This window comes from Nocardiopsis sinuspersici (assembly GCF_001998325.1).
Taxonomy (GTDB): domain Bacteria; phylum Actinomycetota; class Actinomycetes; order Streptosporangiales; family Streptosporangiaceae; genus Nocardiopsis; species Nocardiopsis sinuspersici.
The window spans coordinates 1,024,195-1,041,674 of sequence record NZ_MCOK01000001.1 but is presented as its reverse complement, the minus strand read 5'-3'; the positions used below and the strand labels follow the sequence as shown (position 1 = coordinate 1,041,674).

At 72.9% G+C, this 17,480-nt stretch carries 16 protein-coding genes; 3 read left to right on the top strand and 13 right to left on the bottom strand.

Features of this window, described 5'->3' with window-relative positions:
- Window positions 1-34 precede the first annotated feature (34 nt).
- The 4 genes from NOSIN_RS04390 to mraZ all read right to left on the bottom strand — a co-directional run bounded on the left by NOSIN_RS04390 (window position 35) and on the right by mraZ (window position 4,230).
- Window positions 35-2,008 carry a peptidoglycan D,D-transpeptidase FtsI family protein gene (locus NOSIN_RS04390; RefSeq protein WP_077689503.1) on the bottom strand — a complete coding sequence of 658 codons (1,974 nt, stop codon included), beginning with the start codon at window positions 2,006-2,008 and terminating at the stop codon, window positions 35-37.
- Complete coding sequence (locus NOSIN_RS04385; RefSeq protein WP_077689502.1) at window positions 2,005-2,454, bottom strand: hypothetical protein; 450 nt, start codon at window positions 2,452-2,454, stop codon at window positions 2,005-2,007. Before NOSIN_RS04385 ends, NOSIN_RS04390 begins: the two co-directional genes overlap by 4 nt.
- 9 nt (window positions 2,455-2,463) lie before the next feature.
- Entirely contained in the window at window positions 2,464-3,522 is a 1,059-nt protein-coding gene (gene rsmH, locus NOSIN_RS04380; RefSeq protein ID WP_077689501.1) for a 16S rRNA (cytosine(1402)-N(4))-methyltransferase RsmH, read from the bottom strand.
- A gap of 276 nt (window positions 3,523-3,798) precedes the next feature.
- Window positions 3,799-4,230, bottom strand: coding sequence for a division/cell wall cluster transcriptional repressor MraZ (mraZ, locus tag NOSIN_RS04375; protein ID WP_077689500.1), 432 nt, complete (start codon window positions 4,228-4,230; stop codon window positions 3,799-3,801).
- Window positions 4,231-4,710: 480 nt separating this feature from the next.
- On the opposite strand from mraZ, the gene NOSIN_RS04370 reads away from it, so the two are divergent.
- The 3 genes from NOSIN_RS04370 to NOSIN_RS04360 all read left to right on the top strand — a co-directional run bounded on the left by NOSIN_RS04370 (window position 4,711) and on the right by NOSIN_RS04360 (window position 9,498).
- Window positions 4,711-5,703 (top strand): AAA family ATPase, encoded by a 993-nt coding sequence (locus NOSIN_RS04370; protein WP_077689499.1) that lies wholly within the window; start codon window positions 4,711-4,713, stop codon window positions 5,701-5,703.
- Window positions 5,704-5,770: 67 nt separating this feature from the next.
- Window positions 5,771-7,033 (top strand): DUF58 domain-containing protein, encoded by a 1,263-nt coding sequence (locus NOSIN_RS04365; RefSeq protein ID WP_077689498.1) that lies wholly within the window; start codon window positions 5,771-5,773, stop codon window positions 7,031-7,033.
- An 8-nt stretch (window positions 7,034-7,041) separates the two neighbouring features.
- Complete coding sequence (locus NOSIN_RS04360; RefSeq protein ID WP_077693399.1) at window positions 7,042-9,498, top strand: DUF3488 and transglutaminase-like domain-containing protein; 2,457 nt, start codon at window positions 7,042-7,044, stop codon at window positions 9,496-9,498.
- A gap of 244 nt (window positions 9,499-9,742) precedes the next feature.
- Here NOSIN_RS04360 and NOSIN_RS04355 read toward each other — a convergent pair whose 3' ends face one another.
- The 9 genes from NOSIN_RS04355 to aroC all read right to left on the bottom strand — a co-directional run bounded on the left by NOSIN_RS04355 (window position 9,743) and on the right by aroC (window position 17,444).
- Entirely contained in the window at window positions 9,743-10,150 is a 408-nt protein-coding gene (locus NOSIN_RS04355) for a DUF3040 domain-containing protein (RefSeq protein WP_077689497.1), read from the bottom strand.
- Window positions 10,151-10,392: 242 nt separating this feature from the next.
- Entirely contained in the window at window positions 10,393-11,646 is a 1,254-nt protein-coding gene (locus NOSIN_RS04350) for a DNA polymerase IV (protein ID WP_077693398.1), read from the bottom strand.
- A 126-nt stretch (window positions 11,647-11,772) separates the two neighbouring features.
- Window positions 11,773-12,570: a methyltransferase domain-containing protein gene (locus NOSIN_RS04345; protein WP_077689496.1), complete on the bottom strand. Its 798-nt coding sequence runs from the start codon at window positions 12,568-12,570 to the stop codon at window positions 11,773-11,775.
- Between the two features lie 48 nt (window positions 12,571-12,618).
- Entirely contained in the window at window positions 12,619-13,032 is a 414-nt protein-coding gene (gene nusB / locus NOSIN_RS04340) for a transcription antitermination factor NusB (RefSeq protein WP_077689495.1), read from the bottom strand.
- Entirely contained in the window at window positions 13,032-13,595 is a 564-nt protein-coding gene (efp, locus tag NOSIN_RS04335; RefSeq protein WP_077689494.1) for an elongation factor P, read from the bottom strand. Before efp ends, nusB begins: the two co-directional genes overlap by 1 nt.
- Before the next feature lie 136 nt (window positions 13,596-13,731).
- Window positions 13,732-14,832, bottom strand: a complete 1,101-nt coding sequence (gene aroB, locus NOSIN_RS04330) for a 3-dehydroquinate synthase (protein ID WP_077689493.1) — start codon at window positions 14,830-14,832, stop codon at window positions 13,732-13,734.
- Entirely contained in the window at window positions 14,829-15,341 is a 513-nt protein-coding gene (locus tag NOSIN_RS04325; protein ID WP_077689492.1) for a shikimate kinase, read from the bottom strand. The genes aroB and NOSIN_RS04325 overlap by 4 nt, the downstream gene beginning before the upstream one ends.
- Window positions 15,342-15,505: 164 nt before the next feature.
- Complete coding sequence (locus tag NOSIN_RS04320) at window positions 15,506-16,153, bottom strand: DUF998 domain-containing protein (protein ID WP_143832848.1); 648 nt, start codon at window positions 16,151-16,153, stop codon at window positions 15,506-15,508.
- Window positions 16,154-16,262: 109 nt separating this feature from the next.
- Entirely contained in the window at window positions 16,263-17,444 is a 1,182-nt protein-coding gene (gene aroC, locus NOSIN_RS04315) for a chorismate synthase (RefSeq protein WP_077689491.1), read from the bottom strand.
- Between the last annotated feature and the right edge of the window lie 36 nt (window positions 17,445-17,480).

The window sequence follows — 17,480 nt, the reverse complement described above, 5'->3', positions numbered from 1 at the left end:
GGGGCGGCGTCCCGGCGTCCCGGCGTCCGCCACGCTAGGGCGCGTTCTCGAACAGGCGGATGGCGGGCGGGTCCGTCTCCGTCGGGGGGACCTTCAGCGACTTCAGGGCGAAGGACATGATGTCGTTGAACACCGGCCCGGCGGCCTGGCCGCCGTAGTAGGTCTCCTTCGGGTTGTGCAGGACCACCTGGACCACGACCTGCGGGTCGTCGGCGGGCGCGAAACCGGCGAAGGTGGCCGTGTAGCCGCCGCCCTCGTAACTCCCCGTCTCCGGGTTGATCCGGTTGGCGGTACCGGTCTTCCCCGCGACCCGGTACCCGTCGATGCGGGCCTCCGGCGCGGTGCCCTCGTCGCTGGTGACCGCCTCCAGCATCAGCGCGAGCTGCTCGGCGGTCTCCTCGCTGACCACGCGCCGCCGGTCGGGCTCCTTCGCCGGGGCGAACTCCCCGTCGGGGTCCACGGTCCCCGCGACCACCCGGGGGTCCACCCGCACGCCGCCGTTGGCGATGGTGGAGTACACCGACGCCAGCTGCGCGGCGTTCACCGACAGGCCGTGGCCGATGGAGACCGACGGCAGCTGGGTGCCCCACCAGTCCTCGGGGTCGGTGAGTATGCCCTCGTTCTCCCCGGGCAGCTGCAGTCCGGTCGGCTGGCCGAGGCCGAAGTCCTCCATGTAGGAGTGCAGGACCTCGGCGCCCACCTGGTCGGCGATCTTGATGGTGCCGACGTTGCTGGACTGGGCCATGATGCCGTTGACCGTGAGTCGCTGGGTGCCGTGGTTGGTGGAGTTGCGGAAGGTCTGATCCTGGTACTTGATGCTGTAGGGCACGGTGTACACCGTCTCGGGGGTGGTGATCCCCTCCTCCAGCGCGGCGCCCAGGGTGATGACCTTGTTGGTGCTGCCCGGCTCGAAGGTCTCCGACACCGCGCCGTTGAGCCACTCCTCCGCGCCGCTGGTGGAGATGTCGTTCGGGGAGTAGGTCGGGTAGTCGGCCATGGCGAGGACCTCGCCGGTGCCGACCCGTTCCACGATGACGCTGCCCCCTTCGGCGTCCAGTTCCTCCACCCTGTCGGCGAGGGTCTGCGCGGCGTACCACTGGATCTCCTGGTCCAGGGTCAGCCGCACGTCCTGGCCGGGCTCGGGCTCCTGGACCAGGCCGCCCGCCATGGGGATCTGTGTGCCGTTCAGGCTCACCTCGACCCGGCGCTTGCCCGACTCCCCTGCCAGGGTGTCGTCGAGGTAGCCCTCCAGCCCCTCCAGGCCGTGGCCGTCGTCACCGACGAAGCCGACCAGGTCGGCGGCGCCGGTCTCCTCGGGGTAGACGCGGTTGTAGGAGACCTTCGAACCCACCCCGGCCAGGCCCAGTTCCTCTAGTTCCTCCCAGTCCTCGGGCAGGACGTCGCGGGCGATCACCTCGTAGCGGCTGGGATCGGCGTCCACCTTCTCGGCGACCTCGCCCCTCTCCAGGTCGAAGCGGGTGGCGAGCTCGTCGATGAGCTGGGCGCGCTGGTCCCCGTCGACCACCCCGGGGTCGACGAAGACCGTGCGCACCTCCAGCGACAGCGCGAACGGGTTGCCGTCCGCGTCGGTGATCTGGCCGCGCAGGGTGGGGATGTCGATGGTCCGCAGGCGCGTGTTGGAGGCCGCCTCGGCGTAGTGCTCGGCGTCCACGACCTGGATCTGCACCAGGCGGCCCGCGAAGAGCAGCAGGATCACCAGGACCAGTACCCCGCCGACCTTGATGCGCCCGAGCGGCTCGCCCCGGCGGAAGGTGCGGCGCAGCAGCGGCGGGGGCGGAGGCGGGGACGCCGGCCGGCGGCGGGCGCGCTCGCCTCCGCGCGCCTCGCGCGGCGCCCGTCCCCGGGAGCCCGCAGAGGGGCTGGGGCGCACACCGCCGTCGGGGCGCCGCGGCTCGCGCTGGGGCCGCTTACTGGGCCGGGAGCCCGAGCGGCTGGTCGCTCCGGGTCTGCGGGGGTCTCGGGGGCGTCGGTCCCTGGGCGCGCTCACTCACCGCTCCCGGCACTCCCGGCGATCTCACCGCGCTCGGGGTCGAGGAAGAGCGGGGCATCGCCCTGCTCCATGCCCATGGCCTCGGCCTCCTCGGAGATGCGCTCGGAGGTCTCCATGTGGGCGACGGTGCTGCGCAGTTGCTGCTCCTCGTAGGAGAGCTGCTGGTTCTGGTCCTGGAGGTTGGCGATGGTGAAGGCCCCCTCGGCCACGACGCTGCGCAGTACGAGCAGGCTGACCAGGGCACCGCCGAGCAGGCAGAGGATGAGCAGGACGAAGGGAATGCGCGGCGCCCGTACCTGGGCGCCCGCCCTCGCCCGTGCGCGCTCCGCGGTCGGGCGCGCGGTGGTGCGCCTGGTGGGCGCGGGGGATGCGGGTGCGGTGGTCCCCGCGGTGGTCCCCCTGCCGCGGGCGGGTGCGCGGCGCGTGTCCGTCCTCGTGCTCATCTGTTCTCCCTACTGCCGCGGCGGCCGCACCCGCTCGGCCGCCCGGAGGCGGGCCGACTGGGCGCGTGGATTGCGTTCTTTCTCTTCGTCCGGGGGGAGTTCGGCCCCCCTGGTGAGGAGCCGGAGTTCGGGCTGTCGGTCGGGGAGGGGGACGGGCAGGTCGGCGGGGGTGGTGTCGGTGGACAGCGCGGCCAGGGCCCTCTTGGTCATCCTGTCCTCCAGGGAGTGGTACGACAGCACCGCGACGCGCCCGCCCATGCCCAGGCGCGCTACGGCGGCGGGCAGGGCGCGTTCGAGGATGGACAGTTCGGCGTTGACCTCGATGCGCAGGCCCTGGAAGGCGCGCTTGGCGGGGTGGCCCCCGGTGCGGCGTGTGGCCGCGGGGATGGCCTCGCGCACCAGTTCGGCGAGTTCGCGGGTGGAGTCGATGGGCGCCTGGGCGCGCCGGCGTTCGATGGCCCTGGCCACACGCGAGGCGAAGCGCTCCTCGCCGTAGGAGCGCAGGACGTGGGTGAGCCGGGCGAACGAGTAGGTGTTGACCACCTCGGCCGCGGTGAGGGACTGGGTGCGGTCCATGCGCATGTCCAGGGGCGCGTCGTGGGCGTAGGCGAAACCGCGGTCGGTCTCGTCCAGTTGCGGCGAGGACACCCCGAGGTCGAGCAGGACCGCGTCGGCCTCGGCGGCGCCCGCCTCGTCCAGGGCGCGTGGGATGTCGGAGTAGACCGCGTGCACGAAGTGGGTGCGGTCGGCGTAGGGGGCCAGGCGTTCGGCGCTGCGCTCCAGGGCGGTGGTGTCGCGGTCGACGCCGACCAGGCGCATCTCGGGGCACGCCTTGAGCAGGGCCTCGGAGTGGCCGCCCAGGCCCAGGGTGCCGTCGACGAACACGGCGCCGGGCCTGCTGAGGACGGGGGCGAGCAGCTCGACGATCCGGTCGAGCATCACGGGCACGTGCAGGGGGTCGAGTCCGGCGCGGGCCGCCGCGACGCGCGCCTCGATGCCCTGTTCGCCCTGTTCCCCGTCGGGGCGGGCGCCGCCCCCTGGCTGGCCGTGCTGCCGGATGTCCCCCATGCGCTGCTGTTCCTCCACGCTGTCACCGTCTTCCCCGAGTCGCCGCGGCCGCACCGTGGTCGGTGCGCTCCGCGGTGTCCCTGCGTGGCCCGGCGGACTCCGGCGGGCCCCCGGACACGGCCGCTATTGTCCACCTTCCGGTGGACCCGCGTTCACGACCTGGCACCGGGGAAGTCGCGCCAGCTCGTGGGGACCGCGTCCGGAGGCCGTTGCCGGACTCCGGCTTGGGAGGGTGTGGACTGTGTGCTGGTCGGACCGGCGGTGGATCCGCCGGGGTCACAGCACCCCGGGCAGCACCTCCTCCGACAGTTGCGCGAAAGCGGGCTCCTGTTCGGCCTCGTACTGCGACCACGCCTCGGCGTCCCAGATCTCCAGGCGTGTGTTGGCACCGATCACGACGCACTCGCGGTCCAGGCCCGCGTAGTCGCGCAGCTTGGCCGGAATGGTGACCCTGCCCTGCCTGTCGCAGCTTTCGTCCGAGGCGCTGGCGAAGAGGACCCTGCTGTAGTCGCGCACCGCCTTGGCGGTGACCGGGGTGCTGGCGAGCGCGTCGGTGATGCGCCGGAACTCCTCCGTCGGAAAGACGTAGAGGCAGCGTTCCTGGCCCTTGGTGATCACCAGACCCCCCGACAGCTCGTCGCGGTACTTCGCGGGGAGAAAGAGCCGCCCCTTCTGGTCGAGGCGGGGCGTGTGGGTGCCGAGAAACACACTTCCACCTCCCTCTCCCTCGAAGCGGAGAATTCACCCTCTCCACGTTGCCCCACCTTACTCCACACTTCCCCACCGTCAACAGCTTCTATGGGGATTCGGACCCCGAAGAATTGATAAATACGCAGGTCACAGCATTGAATGCTGGGGTGGGGGAGAGTGGAGCGCAAGGTGGGGCCGTGGAGTGTCGCCTCGCGGCGGAACCACCCGTCACTCCCCGCCCGGGAACGCGTTGAGTCCCACGGACTCGTGAGGCCCCGCGACCCGGCGGTGCGCTGACCAGCACCTCGACTCCCATATACGGGGAGGAGTGCCTCCGATTGGCTCATACTGTGCTCTCGCGGGCACCTGGTGCGTATCCTGGTGGTTCCCCTTGGGTCACCCGGCCAGGGTCGGGAAAGACCAGGGAAAACTGAGGAAACTGTCAAACCTCGGTTCCGAAGACCGGCACATGAAGCCATAGGAAGCGGGAGGGGTCTGGTGTCACTCGGCACACACCACGGCGGTCACGGGGGCGGCGTCCAGGAGGACGTCGGTGAGATCGTCGCCGTGGCCGACCGCGTCCGCGGCGCCATCGAGACCGTCATCGAGGGCAAGCCGGAGGTGCTGCGCCTGGCGCTGACGGTCCTGCTCGCCGAGGGGCACCTGCTCATCGAGGACGTCCCCGGCGTCGGCAAGACCATGCTGGCCAAGGCCCTGGGCCGGGCCGTGGACTGCTCCGTGCAGCGCGTCCAGTTCACCCCCGACCTGCTGCCCAGCGACATCACCGGCGTCAGCGTCTACCACCAGGACCGGCGCGAGTTCGAGTTCAACCCCGGACCGGTGTTCGCCAACATCGTGCTGGGCGACGAGATCAACCGGGCCTCGCCCAAGACCCAGGCCGCCCTGCTGGAGTGCATGGCCGAGCGGCAGGTCAGCGTCGACGGCCAGACCCGCGCCCTGGAACGGCCGTTCATGGTGGTGGCCACCCAGAACCCCGCCGACATGGAGGGCACCTACGCCCTGCCCGAGGCCCAGCGCGACCGGTTCATGGCCCGCGTCTCGGTCGGCTACCCGGCGCCCCAGGCCGAGCTCGACATGATCGACTCGCACAGTTCCCGCTCACCGCTGGACGACCTGGCCCCCGTCACCAGCGCCGCCCAGATCCGCGACCTCGCCGACCGGGTGCACTCGGTGCACGTGGCCCCGGGCATGCGCCGCTACGTGGTGGACCTGGTCAACGCCACCCGGACCAGCCCGGAGCTGCGCCTGGGCGCCTCTCCCCGCGCGACGCTGCACCTGGTCCGGGCGGCCCGCGCCTACGCCGCCCTGGACGGGCGTCACTACGTCGTCCCCGACGACGTGCAGGCCCTGGCCGTGCCGGTCCTCGCGCACCGCCTCCTGCCCGGGCCCGAGGCGCAGATGGAGCGCCTCTCCCCCGAGCAGATCGTGGCCAAACTGGTCGCGCGCCTGCCGGTCCCCGGCCCCCAGTAAGCCCCCGCTCCCCCGCCGCCGTCCGCCCCCTCGTCCCCTGTTCGCATCCGCCCCCAAGAGAGGGTCCATGCGCCCGCACCGAACCCTCACCGCACGAGGCGTCTGCATGCTCGTCCTCGGCCTGGTCGCCCTGGTGTCCGGACTCGCCGTGGGACAGCGCGAGATCGTGGGCGTGGGCGTACTGCTGGTCTCCGTCCCGCCGCTGTCGGCCCTGACGGTCCTGGGCGGCGCCTCGCGCCTCGTACACAGCCGTACCATGACCCCCACCCGGGTCCGGGCCGGGCACGACGCCCGGGTCCAGGTGCGCGTGGGCAACTCCTCGCCGGCCTGGCCGGTGACCTCGGTGTCGCTGTCGGACACGCTGCCCGTTCCGCTGGGCGCCGAGCCCCGCTACACGGTGGGCTACCTGGGCCCGCGCGCCGTACGCGACGTCAGCTACCTGGTACGTCCCGCCGTACGCGGCAGCTACCCCGTGGGCCCGTTGCAGGTCGGGGTGACCGATCCGCTGGGGTGCGTGCAGGTCAGCCGCTGTCTGGGCGCGCCCTCGCACCTGCTCGTGACCCCGGCGACCGTCCCGCTGGGCACGCTTGGCGCCGCCGACGGCGCCAAGGGCGACGACTCGCCGCGCCGCTCGGTGAGCGGTGTCGGGGAGCAGGACCCGGTTCCGCGCGAGTACCGGTACGGCGACGACCTGCGCAAGGTGCACTGGCGGTCCACCGCCAAGCACGGTGAGCTGATGGTGCGCCGGGACGAGCAGCACTGGCGCGAGAACAGCGCGGTCCTGCTGGACACGCGGCGCCGCGCGCACGGCGCCCCGGGCCCCTCGGGCTCCCTGGAGACCGCGGTGAGCGTGGCCGCCTCCGTGGCGGTGAGCCTGCTCGGCGACGGACACGACCTGCGCCTCCACACCGAGCGGGGCGGGGTGCAGACCGTGACCGCGGCCGGCGTCCTGGACGGCCTGGCCCTCACGGAGCCCTCCGACGCCGCGGGGCTCCTCGGCGGGATCGGCATGCTGGCCAACACCCGCGGGACCACCAGCCTGGTGGTGGCGGTGCTGGGCGCGGTCGGCCCGGAGGAGGCCGCCGCACTGTCCCGGACGGGCGGCAACGGGATCCGTGTGGCCGTGCTGTGCGCACACGCCGCCTGGCCCGACCGCGACGCCCTGGCCGGGGTCCACGACGTGCTGGCCACCGCCGGCTGGCGCGTCATCGTCCTGTCCTCGGCCACCGAACTGCCACCGCTGTGGAGCCGCGCGACCGGGCCCGCGGCGGCGTCCACCGCGAGGACCGCGCACGCCGGTCCGCACACCCCCGGGAGGGGACCGCGTTGAGAGCACTGATGCCCCTGGGCTCCCTGGCCTGCATGCTGATGGCGCTGCCCCTGCTGGATTCACTCGTACGCGGCGGAACGTGGTGGGTCCCGGCCTTCGTCATGATGGTGGCGGTGGCCGGTGTGTCCGCGCTGTACCGGTTGAGCGGATGGAACGTGCTCCCGGTGCCGTTCCTGCAGGCGTTGGCGGTGGCGCTCCTGGCCACACCGCTGTTCGCCGGGCACATGGCGCCCCTGGGGCTGCTGCCCACGGAGCGTGTTCTGGTACATCTGGTAACGGTCTTCGAGCAGGGCATGAAGACCATCGACGCCAGCGCGCCACCGGTCTCGTCCTCCGCCGGGGTCATGCTGGTCATCGCGCTGGCCCTCGCGGTCCTCACGGGCGCCGCGGACTTCCTCGCGGTGACGGCGCGCTGTCCCGGCATGGTCGGCGGCCTGCTGCTGGCACTGGTGTCGGTACCGGTGCTCCTGGACGGCTCCGGGCTGGACTGGCTGCCCGCGACCGCCTGCGCCGTCGGCTTCCTGGCGCTGCTCGCGATGGACATGTGGGTGCGCGGCCACGAGTGGGGGGCGCGCGTCCCCGACGAGCGCGGCTCCCGGGCGGGGACGCCGGGGTCGGTGCGCGTCCCCGACGGGCCCGACTCCCGGGCGAGGAAGCTGGGGGCGGTGCGCGGTGTGGCGACGGTGTCGCTGGCCTCGGCCGCCGCGGTGCTGCTGGCGGTGACGGTGCCGCTGATGCTGCCCTCGCTGCGCACCGACACGCTCCGCACGATGCTCGACGGGACCCGCATCGGCACGGGCGGGAACCACATCACCACCACGCACCCGCTGGTCTCCCTGCGTCGCGACCTGTCCTTCTCCGACCGCAGGGTGCTGACCTACCGGACCGACGCCGAGCAGCCCCCCTACCTGCGCACGTACGTGCTGGACGAGTTCGACGGCGTGAACTGGACGATGACCCCGGTGAACGCCTCGATCGGCACCAGGGTCGACGGGGAGCTGCCGCTGCCGACCGGGTGGGGCTCGGCCCCCTCCGAGGACGTGGTGACCACGCGGATCTCGCTGGACTCGGAGACTCCGCGGATGGACTTCCTGCCGCTGCCGTACTGGGCGCGCACGGTGAGGGCGCCCGGCGAGTGGTACGCCGATCCCCGGAGCCTCATGGTGTTCACCACCGACAGTGCTCCCACGGGTCTGAACTTCACCGTGGAGACCGTGGACCGGGTGCCGACGGCCGAGGAGCTGGCCGACACCGGGAACCCGCGGTCCCTGCCGGGCGACTACCGGAACCTGCCGAACGGGCTGGACCCGCGTGTGCGGGAGCTGACCGACGCGTTGACCGAGGAGGCGCGCACCCCCTACGAGCGGGCGGTGGCGTTGCAGGAGTACTTCACGGGGGGCGCGTTCACCTACGACCTGGACCCGCCCTCGGTTCCCAGCGACGCCGACCCGCTCGTCCACTTCCTGCTGGAGGACCGGGTGGGCTACTGCGAGCAGTTCGCGGGGGCGATGGCGGTCATGGCCCGGCAGGCCGGCATCCCGGCGCGGGTGGCGGTGGGCTACACCGCGGGCGAGCGCATGGGCGACGGCCGGTGGGCCGTGTCGTCGGGCGACGCCCACGCCTGGCCGGAGCTGTACTTCGAGGGCGCGGGCTGGCTTCGGTTCGAGCCGACCCCGGCGGCGGCCGACGGCCAGGGGTCGGCGTCGGTGCCCGACTACTCGCGGGGTTCGGAGGAGGGCGGCGCGGACAGCCCCGGCACCGTCCCGGAGGAGTCCGAGCTCTCGCCCGACGAGGCCTCGGAGGACCCGCGGGAGGACGGGGCGCCCGAGGAGGAGCCGAGCCAGGCGCCCGAGGAGGGTGGGGAGCCCGAGGACGAGCCGACCTCGTCGGTGGCGGCGCCCGGTGACGGCTCCCCCACCGCCGGGGGGCTGGCGTGGCTGCCCGTGGCGGGTGCCGCGGCGGTCGGAGTGCTGCTGCTACTGGTGCTGCCCGCGCTGGTCCGCGCCCTGGTGCGCTGGTCCCGGACGACCGCGCTGTCGGCGGGTACCGCCGGGGCGGCGGAGGCGCACACCGCCTGGCGGGAGCTGCGGGACACGTGTTTGGACCTGGGCGGTACGTGGACGCCGGCGGAGAGCCCGCGGGCCACGGCCGAGCGCCTGGCCCGCTCGGGACCGTCGCCGGCGACGGCGGAGCCGGGAGGACTGATGTCGGGGGCCGCACGGGAACCGGTGCCTCCGGAGGCCGCGGAGGCGCTGTGGCGCCTGGCCCTGGCCGAGGAGTCGGCGCGCTACGCGCCCTCTCCGGGATCCCCCGAGGGACTGCGCGAGGACCTGTGGACCGCCCTCTCCGGACTGGACGCGGCGGTCGGCCCGGGGGCACGCCTTCGCGCGGTGCTGCTGCCCCGTTCCCTGGCACCGTGGCACCGTCCGCGTCCGGCTCCGGGCCCCGGACCCGTGACCCTGTAGCACGCCGGCCGGGAACCCCGCCGGTGTGGCGCGCGAGGGTTCCCGGCCGGTGACCGGGGCGGGAAGGACAGGTGCGCGCGCCGCGGGGCGCGGGCGGCCCGGGAACACGAGAACGTGGTGGGGTCCCGCACGATCGTGCGGGACCCCACCACGTTGTGCTCCGTGCCGGGCGGGATCCGCTCGGAGAATCCACCGGCGGGGCCGTGACCAAGTGGGCGGGGGCGGCCGAGAGGCGGTCGGAGGCCTACTCCTCGCCCTCCTGGCGTCGCCGCCAGCGCTCCTCGAAGCGGTTCATCATACCGGGGCGGTTCCCGCCCCTGCGCTTTTGCTTGGGCTCCGCCGCCGCGGCGGCGGCCTCGGCGCCGCCTCCCGACGCCCTGCGCCAGGCACTGGCCCCCCACAGGAAGCACGACAGCATGACGAGGAAGCCGAGAACGCTGATGGCGACCTGGGCGACTGTGGACTGGAGCATCAGCCCCGTCATCAGCAGGACCACGCCGACGACGAATCCGAGTCCAGCCTTGATGATCCAGCGCTTGTAATGGACCGCGGGGTTCGTTTGCCGAACAGTGTTCGCGAACTTCGGGTCCTCGGCATACAGCGCCCGCTCGATCTGGTCGAGCATGCGCTGCTCGTGTTCAGAGAGCGGCACGGCGCCTCCCTACGGCAGTCCCCGGTTGGGGTGACGGGTACTGATGAACATTCTCTTGGTCAGTGATATGCCCAGAATACGGTGCGCTAGCGCCCGGTGGAAAGAAAAGCTGCGTGCGTACATGGCCCACAACGGCCACGATACCCTCGCCCTGTATCGGAAACACCGGCTTCCATGCCTCTCTTCTACCCTGACTCCGGTCCTACCCTTGGAACGCTTCGCAGGCCCCGGAAGTTGCCGCATCATACGTCGTTTTCGTCACGCTTGGCCAGCACGGCCGACTGTATCGCCCCTGGACCGAAACGTGCCGTTACACGGTCCATCACCCGTTCGACATCCCTCCATCCCGATTCCTCCTCCCCCAGCGCCAGCTGGTGGTGCGCCCGCTCCACCGGCATGACCCCCTCGACCCGCACCCCCACCAGGCGCAGCGGCACACCGCGCAGACCGGAGGCGGTGTACAGCTCGCGGGCGAGGGCGCTGATCTCGCGGGCCACGTCGGTGCCCTCGGGCAGGGTCCGCGACCGGGTGATCGTGGAGAAGTCCCCGCGGCGCAGCTTCACGCTCACCGTGCGCCCCGCCTGGCCCGACGCCCGCAGGCGGCGCCCCACCTTCTCCGCCAGCCTCAGCAGTTCGCGGTCCACCACGTCCGGGTCGGCGACGTCCTCGTCGAAGGTCTCCTCCGCGCCGAGGCTCTTGTCGGGGGTCTCCGGCACCACCGGGCTCTCGTCCACGCCCCGGGCCAGCTCGACCAGCCTGGTCCCGGCCTTGTCGCCCAGCTCCATGCGGAGCATGTCCGGCTCGTAGCGGGCCAGTCGGCCGACCGTGCGCACGCCCAGCTTGGCCAGTGTCCGCTCGGTCCGGTCCCCCACACCGGGCAGCGCCCCGACCGGGAGCGGATCCAGGAAGCCCCGCACGTGGGCGGTGGGCACCAGCAGCAGGCCGTCGGGCTTGCAGTGCGTGGAGCCGAGCTTGGCGGTGAAGCGGGTGGCGGCCACCCCCACGGAGCACGTGAGGCGCTGCTCGGCGCGCACCCGCTCGCGGATCATCGCGGCGATCCGCACCGGTCCGCCCAGGCGTCGGCGCGCGCCGGACACGTCCAGGAAGGCCTCGTCCAGGGAGAGCGGCTGCACCAGCGGGGTCACCGAGCGCAGGATGTCCATCACGGCCTCCGACACCTGCCGGTAGGCACGGCCGTCGGGCGGGAAGACCAGGGCCTCCGGGCACAGGCGCGTGGCCCGCGTCATGGGCATCGCCGAGTGCACGCCCTTCGCGCGGGCGAGGTAGTCGGCGGAGGAGACCACGCCGCGCGGGCCGGTACCGCCCACGATGACGGGGCGCCCGCGGGCCTCGGGGCGGCGCAGCTGCTCCACGCTCGCGAAGAACGCGTCCATGTCCAGGTGCAGGATGTGGCAGTCGGAGTCCGGGCCGGACCCGTCCGCGGGGAAGTCGGCGCCCAACGGCACGATCCCGCTCGGGGAGACCATGCCCCGCATCGCGGTACCGCGTTCCAGTTGGCGTCGGCTCATGATGTCAGGCTATGTCCTGCCGGTACGTGCGCTCCTTCGGGCCCGGAGCCGCTGGCCGCCCTCCCGTACGCCTCGCGGCGCGGGGCCGGGGGCTCAGTCGCGGTGGGCGACGACGTGCAGCTGGGTGGCGACCCCGATCAGCTCGGGGTACTCGGCGGCGGACCTCTCCAGCTCCACCAGGCGCTGCCCGGCGTGGGCGTCGCCCTCCCAGGCGTGCCCGGGCACGAGGTCGGCGAACGTCCGGACGCCGCGGACGCTCTCCCCGGTCAGCCCCGCACCGCCGATCAGCTCCAGGACCTGCTGACGGGTGAACCGGCGCGGCATGGGGTCGCCCTCGCCCCAGCGGCCGTCGGGGTCGCCGAGCAGGTGGTGCGCCTCGTCGATGTGCCCGGCCAGCGCGCGGTGCAGGGCTCCCGCGACCGCGTTGGTGACCAGCAGGCTCACCGCACCGCCCCCGCGGGTGATACCGACCACGTCGCGCAGCGCCGCCGCCGGTTCGTCCACGTACTCCAGCACGTTGTGCACCAGCACGAGGTCGGCGCTGCCGGGCTCGAACATGGAAGCCAGGTCGCGGGTCTCCCCCTGGACCCCGCGCACGGCCACGTCCCGTTCCGCGGCGCGGCGCTCCAGTGCGGCGAGCGAGTCGGGGCTGGGCTCGACCACGGTGACCCGGTGGCCGAGCTCGGCGAGCGGAACGGCGACACCGCCGGTGCCGCCACCCGCGTCGACGATCTCCAGGGGGCCGCCGTGCCCGAGCCGGGACAGCAGTTCCACCAGGGCGTCCCACACGACCGCCGTCCGCGCCGCGTTGGCCGCCCGCGCCGGTCCGGTCGATCCCCCCGCGCCGAGGCCGCCGCCGGCGGTCGCGGTCGCGCTGGTCCTGTCAGTCACCTGCGTCCCCTCAATCCAGGTTGCCCCGACGGTCCCCGCCCACCGGTGTCAGAGCGAGAGCGTCGACTTGTTCTCCATCAGCCTGGACAGGAGTCCGCTGATGAAGTTGGGCGACTCGTCGGTGGACAGCTCCTTGGCGACGCCGACCGCTTCGGCGATCGCCACACCGTCCGGGATGTCGTCGGCCCAGAGCAGTTCGTAGGCGCCCATCCGGAGGATGTTGCGGTCCACGACGGGCATGCGCTCCAGGGTCCAACCGATGGCGTAGGTGTTCAGGAGCTCGTCGATGCGCTCACGCCGCTCGTCGACCGAGCGGGCCAGGCTCTCGGTGAACTCGTTGATCGGCGGTTCGGGCTGGGCCCGGCGGCGTCCGATGACGTCCTCCACCGAGGTGGCGCGTACTTCCGACTCGTAGAGGACCTCGACGGCGCGCCGCCGCGCCTTGCGCCGTGCTCCGCTCATCAGTTGACTCGCCCGAGGTAGTCACCCGTACGGGTGTCGACCTTGATGCGCTCGCCGGTGGTGATGAACAGGGGCACCTGGATGGTGGCGCCGGTCTGGACGGTGGCGGGCTTGGTGCCGCCGGTGGAGCGGTCGCCCTGCACGCCCGGGTCGGTCTGGGTGATCTCCAGCTCGACGGCGGCGGGCAGCTCGATGTAGAGCGGGTTGCCCTCGTAGGTGGCCACCGTGGCCCTGGTGTTCTCCAGCAGGAAGTTCTTGGCGTCGCCGACGACCGTGTCCGGGACCGGGATCTGGTCGTAGGTCTGGGTGTCCATGAAGATGAAGGACTCGCCGTCGTTGTAGAGGTACTCCATCTCGCGGCGGTCGACGTTGGCGAACTCGACCTTGGCGCCGGCGTTGAAGGTCTTGTCGACGATCTTGCCCGTGAGGACGTTCTTCAGCTTGGTACGGACGAACGCGCCGCCCTTGCCCGGCTTGACGTGCTGGAACTCCAGGACGTTCCAGAGAACGCCGTTCTCGAGCCGCAGGGTCGTGCCGTTCTTGATGTCGTTCGTCGAGGCCACGTCGGTCGTCTCTCCAAGGGGTCTGACACGTCGGGAACCGGGCCCGTGGGGTCCGGTCGGTGGTCGGTGGGGCTGTGCGCGGGCACCTCGGGGAGCCTCCCCTGGCGCACCGGTGCGCATGTCGCCTGTGTTCAGTCTAGTGGCTTTGTGGAACACGGGCGTCGCCCGTGACCGCACGATAGGCCTCGTCGAGCAGCTCGGGGGCGGGACCGCTGAGGATGGCGGGCCGGGCCGGGCCGTCCAGGACGACGAAGCGCAGGGTGGCCCCGCGCGCCTTCTTGTCCACGGTCATGGCGGCGCGCAGCTCGGGCCACGCCTCCTGGGCGTAGGAGGTGGGCAGGCCCACCGACGAAAGCAGGGAGCGGTGCCGCCGGACCAGGTCGGCGCCCACACGGCCGTCCAGGCGGGCGAGTTCGGCGGCGTAGACCATGCCGATGGAGACCGCGTAGCCGTGCCGGAAGGTGTAGTTCTCGGCACGTTCGATCGCGTGCCCCAGGGTGTGCCCGTAGTTGAGGATCTCGCGGCGGCCGCTCTCGCGCAGGTCGCCGGAGACGACGTCGGCCTTGACCCGGACGGCGCGCTCGATGAGCTCGCGGGTGTGCCTGCCCTCGGGGGTGGCGGCGCCCTCGGGGTCGTCCTCGACCAGGTCGCAGATGACGGGGTCGTCGATGAACCCCGCCTTGACGATCTCGGCGAGGCCCCCGACGTAGTCGGCCCGGGGCAGGCTCGGCAGGGTGGACAGGTCGCACAGGACCCCGGCCGGGGGGTGGAACGCGCCGACGAGGTTCTTGCCCTCGGGGGTGTTGATGCCGGTCTTGCCGCCGACGGCGGCGTCGACCATGCCCAGCAGGGTGGTGGGGACCAGGACCGAGCGCACACCGCGCAGCCAGGTCGCCGCGACGAACCCGGCCAGGTCGGTGGTCGCTCCCCCGCCGACGCCGACGACGGCGTCGCTGCGGGTGAAGCCCCGCCGTCCGAGCCGCGACCACAGGTCGGCGGCGACGGCGGCGGTCTTGGCGGCCTCGCCGTCCGGGACGGGCATGGCGTGGACCCGGTACCCGGCGGCCTCCAGGGCACCGAGCACGGGGCGGGCGATCGCGCCCAGGCCCTCGGGGTGGATGACGGCGACCTGCGCGGCGCCGCCGACGAGCGAGGGGAGTTCGGAGAGGACACCGCTGCCGACCACCACGTCGTAGCGGTCGGCGGAGTCGCCCACACCGATCCGTGTCACGGTCACTGCTGAGCCCTTCCGGTGTCCTGTCCGGCCAGCGAGGGCAGGATGGCGTCGACGATCTCCTCGGGGTGGTAGCCGGTCGTCTCCACGGTGACGGTGGCCAGGCGCTCGTAGACGGGAAGGCGCTCGTTGAGCAGTTGGCGGAGCCGGGTGCGCGGGTTGCCCGCGAGCAGGGGGCGGGCGACGTCCATGCCCACGCGCTTGGCGGCCTCGCCGAACTCCACGTGGAGGTAGACCACGTGGTGTCCCTCCAGGTCCTTCCGCGTGGCCTCGTCGAGGACCGCGCCGCCGCCGACGGCGATCACGCCCTCCCAGGCGCGCAGGCCCTCCGCGACCACCTCGCGCTCCAGGGCGCGGAAGTGCTCCTCACCGTCCTCGATGAAGATGTCGCCGACGGGCTTGCCCGCGCGTCTTTCGATCTCGGTGTCGGTGCACAGCAGGTCCGAGCCCAGCCGCTCGGCCAGGGCCTCGCCGACGGTGGACTTGCCCGATCCGGGCGAACCGATGAGCACCGCGATCGCTTTTGCCACGCTCTGCCTGCCTAGGGGATCCGTGGGGCCGCCCCGCCCGCGCGGGGACGGCACCGTGTGACGTACTCGTCTCTGTCTAGCAGACACACGGCTCCGTCGTGTGGGACGTCCCAGCACGTGGACACCCGCACGCCCGCCGGGTCGCGTCAGGGCTCCCCGTCCCCGCGCAGCAGGACGAGGGCGAGCACCGTCGTCCACGCCAGTCCCACGACGAGCGAGAGCCGCTGGTAGAGGCCGCCCAGCTCCACGAGCTCCGGCGCCTGGGAGAACCCGAGGCCCGCCAGGAGGAACAGGCCGAGGAACAGGACGGCGCTGAGCACGGAGTACGCGCCGAGGACCCACCTGCGGCCGCGCGCGAACCAGAGGGCGAACGCGAGGCAGGCCAGCGGCAGCCCGAGGAAGAACAGCATCGACGCGGCGTCGTGGAGGGCGCCGGCCGGGGTGTACACCAGTTCGTCCGGCGTGCCCGGCGGGTAGCCGCTCACGGGATCGGTCGGGAACAGCCCGGCACCGAGCAGCCCGACACCGGCGGCTCCCAGGGGCCACGGCTTCACCCCCGCGCCCGAGGACCGTCCCAGAAGCCGCCGCACGCCCACCGCGAAGGCCACCAGGAGAGCCCCCGCGACCAGGAAGTTCGCGGTCTGGTTCCATCCGGCTCCGGTCAGCGCCAGCGAGCTGACGGGGTGGCGCAGCGGAAGGTAGCCGGGACGCACCGCCCCCGCGACGGTGAACACCGTGGCGAAGAGGGGCCCCGCGACGATCCCGCACGCCAGGAGCCCGCGTGTCATCGACATGGGGCCGCCTTCCTCGGGGGACGCTCCGCACCCAAGGTAGACGGTGCCCAAGGCCCGTGGGAGACCGCCGCCCCCGGCCCGCCCCGGGAGGAGGGGCCGGGCGCGGGGCTCAGCTGATGGTCAGCGAGTCCAGGTAGCCCCTGAGGTTGCGCGCGGTCTCGGGGACCGAGTCGCCGCCGAACTTCTCCACGGCGGCCTCTGCGATCACCAGGGCGACCATCGCCTCGGCGACCACACCGGCGGCCGGGACCGCGGTGACGTCGCTGCGCTGGTGGTGGGCCCGCGCGGGCTCGCCGGTCTCGGTGTCGATGGTGTCCAGCGCCTTGGGCACCGTCGCGATCGGCTTCATCGCGGCGCGCACCCGCAGCGGGTCGCCGGTGGTCATACCGCCCTCGACACCGCCGGCGCGGTTCGTGCGGCGGCGCACGCCGTCCGGGCCGGGCTCGATCTCGTCGTGCGCGGCCGAGCCCCGGCGGGCGGCGGTACGGAACCCGTCGCCGACCTCGACGCCCTTGATCGCCTGGATGCCCATGAGCGCACCGGCCAGGCGCGCGTCCAGGCGCCGGTCCCAGTGCACGTGGCTGCCCAGGCCAGGCGGCAGGCCGTAGACCAGCACCTCGACCACGCCGCCGAGGGTGTCGCCGGACTTCCTGGTGTCGTCGATCTCCTCGACCATGCGCGCGCTGGTCCGGGAGTCGAAGCAGCGCACCGGGTCGGCGTCGACCGCCTCCAGGTCCTCCGGGCGCGGCTCGGGAGCGTCCTCGGGCACCGCCACGGGCCCCATGGACACCACGTGGCTGAGGATCTCCGCGCCCAGTGCCTGGCGGCAGAACTGGCGGGCCACCTCGCCGATCGCGACGCGGGCCGCGGTCTCACGGGCGCTGGCGCGCTCCAGGATGGGCCGTGACTCCTCGTGCCCGTACTTTTGCATACCGACCAGGTCGGCGTGCCCGGGGCGGGGCCGGGTGAGCGGCGCGTTGCGCGCCACGCCCTCCAGCTCCTCGTCGGGAACGGGGTCGGGCGACATCACCTTCTCCCACTTGGGCCACTCGGTGTTCCCGACCTCGACCGCGACCGGACCACCCTGGGTACGGCCGTGGCGGATGCCTCCGATGACGGAGACCTGGTCCTTCTCGAACTTCATCCGGGCCCCACGTCCGTACCCGGCGCGACGGCGGAGCAGCGCGGCGGCGATGTCGTCAGAGGTGACGGACACACCGGCCGGGAGGCCCTCCAGAATCGCGACGAGTGCGGGTCCGTGGGACTCCCCCGCGGTCAGCCAACGCAACATGTGCACGATCCTCCCACGGATCGGTGTACGGCGGCG

Excerpts from the sequence above, each read along its gene's own strand:
- NOSIN_RS04385 (WP_077689502.1), bottom strand. The coding sequence starts at position 2,454 with ATGAGCACGAGGACGGACACGCGCCGCGCACCCGCCCGCGGCAGGGGG.
- rsmH (WP_077689501.1), bottom strand. The coding sequence starts at position 3,522 with ATGGGGGACATCCGGCAGCACGGCCAGCCAGGGGGCGGCGCCCGCCCC.
- NOSIN_RS04365 (WP_077689498.1), top strand. The coding sequence starts at position 5,771 with ATGCGCCCGCACCGAACCCTCACCGCACGAGGCGTCTGCATGCTCGTC.
- NOSIN_RS04360 (WP_077693399.1), top strand. The coding sequence starts at position 7,042 with ATGCCCCTGGGCTCCCTGGCCTGCATGCTGATGGCGCTGCCCCTGCTG.
- NOSIN_RS04350 (WP_077693398.1), bottom strand. The coding sequence starts at position 11,646 with ATGCGGGGCATGGTCTCCCCGAGCGGGATCGTGCCGTTGGGCGCCGAC.
- nusB (WP_077689495.1), bottom strand. The coding sequence starts at position 13,032 with ATGAGCGGAGCACGGCGCAAGGCGCGGCGGCGCGCCGTCGAGGTCCTC.
- NOSIN_RS04320 (WP_143832848.1), bottom strand. The coding sequence starts at position 16,153 with ATGTCGATGACACGCGGGCTCCTGGCGTGCGGGATCGTCGCGGGGCCC.
- aroC (WP_077689491.1), bottom strand. The coding sequence starts at position 17,444 with ATGTTGCGTTGGCTGACCGCGGGGGAGTCCCACGGACCCGCACTCGTC.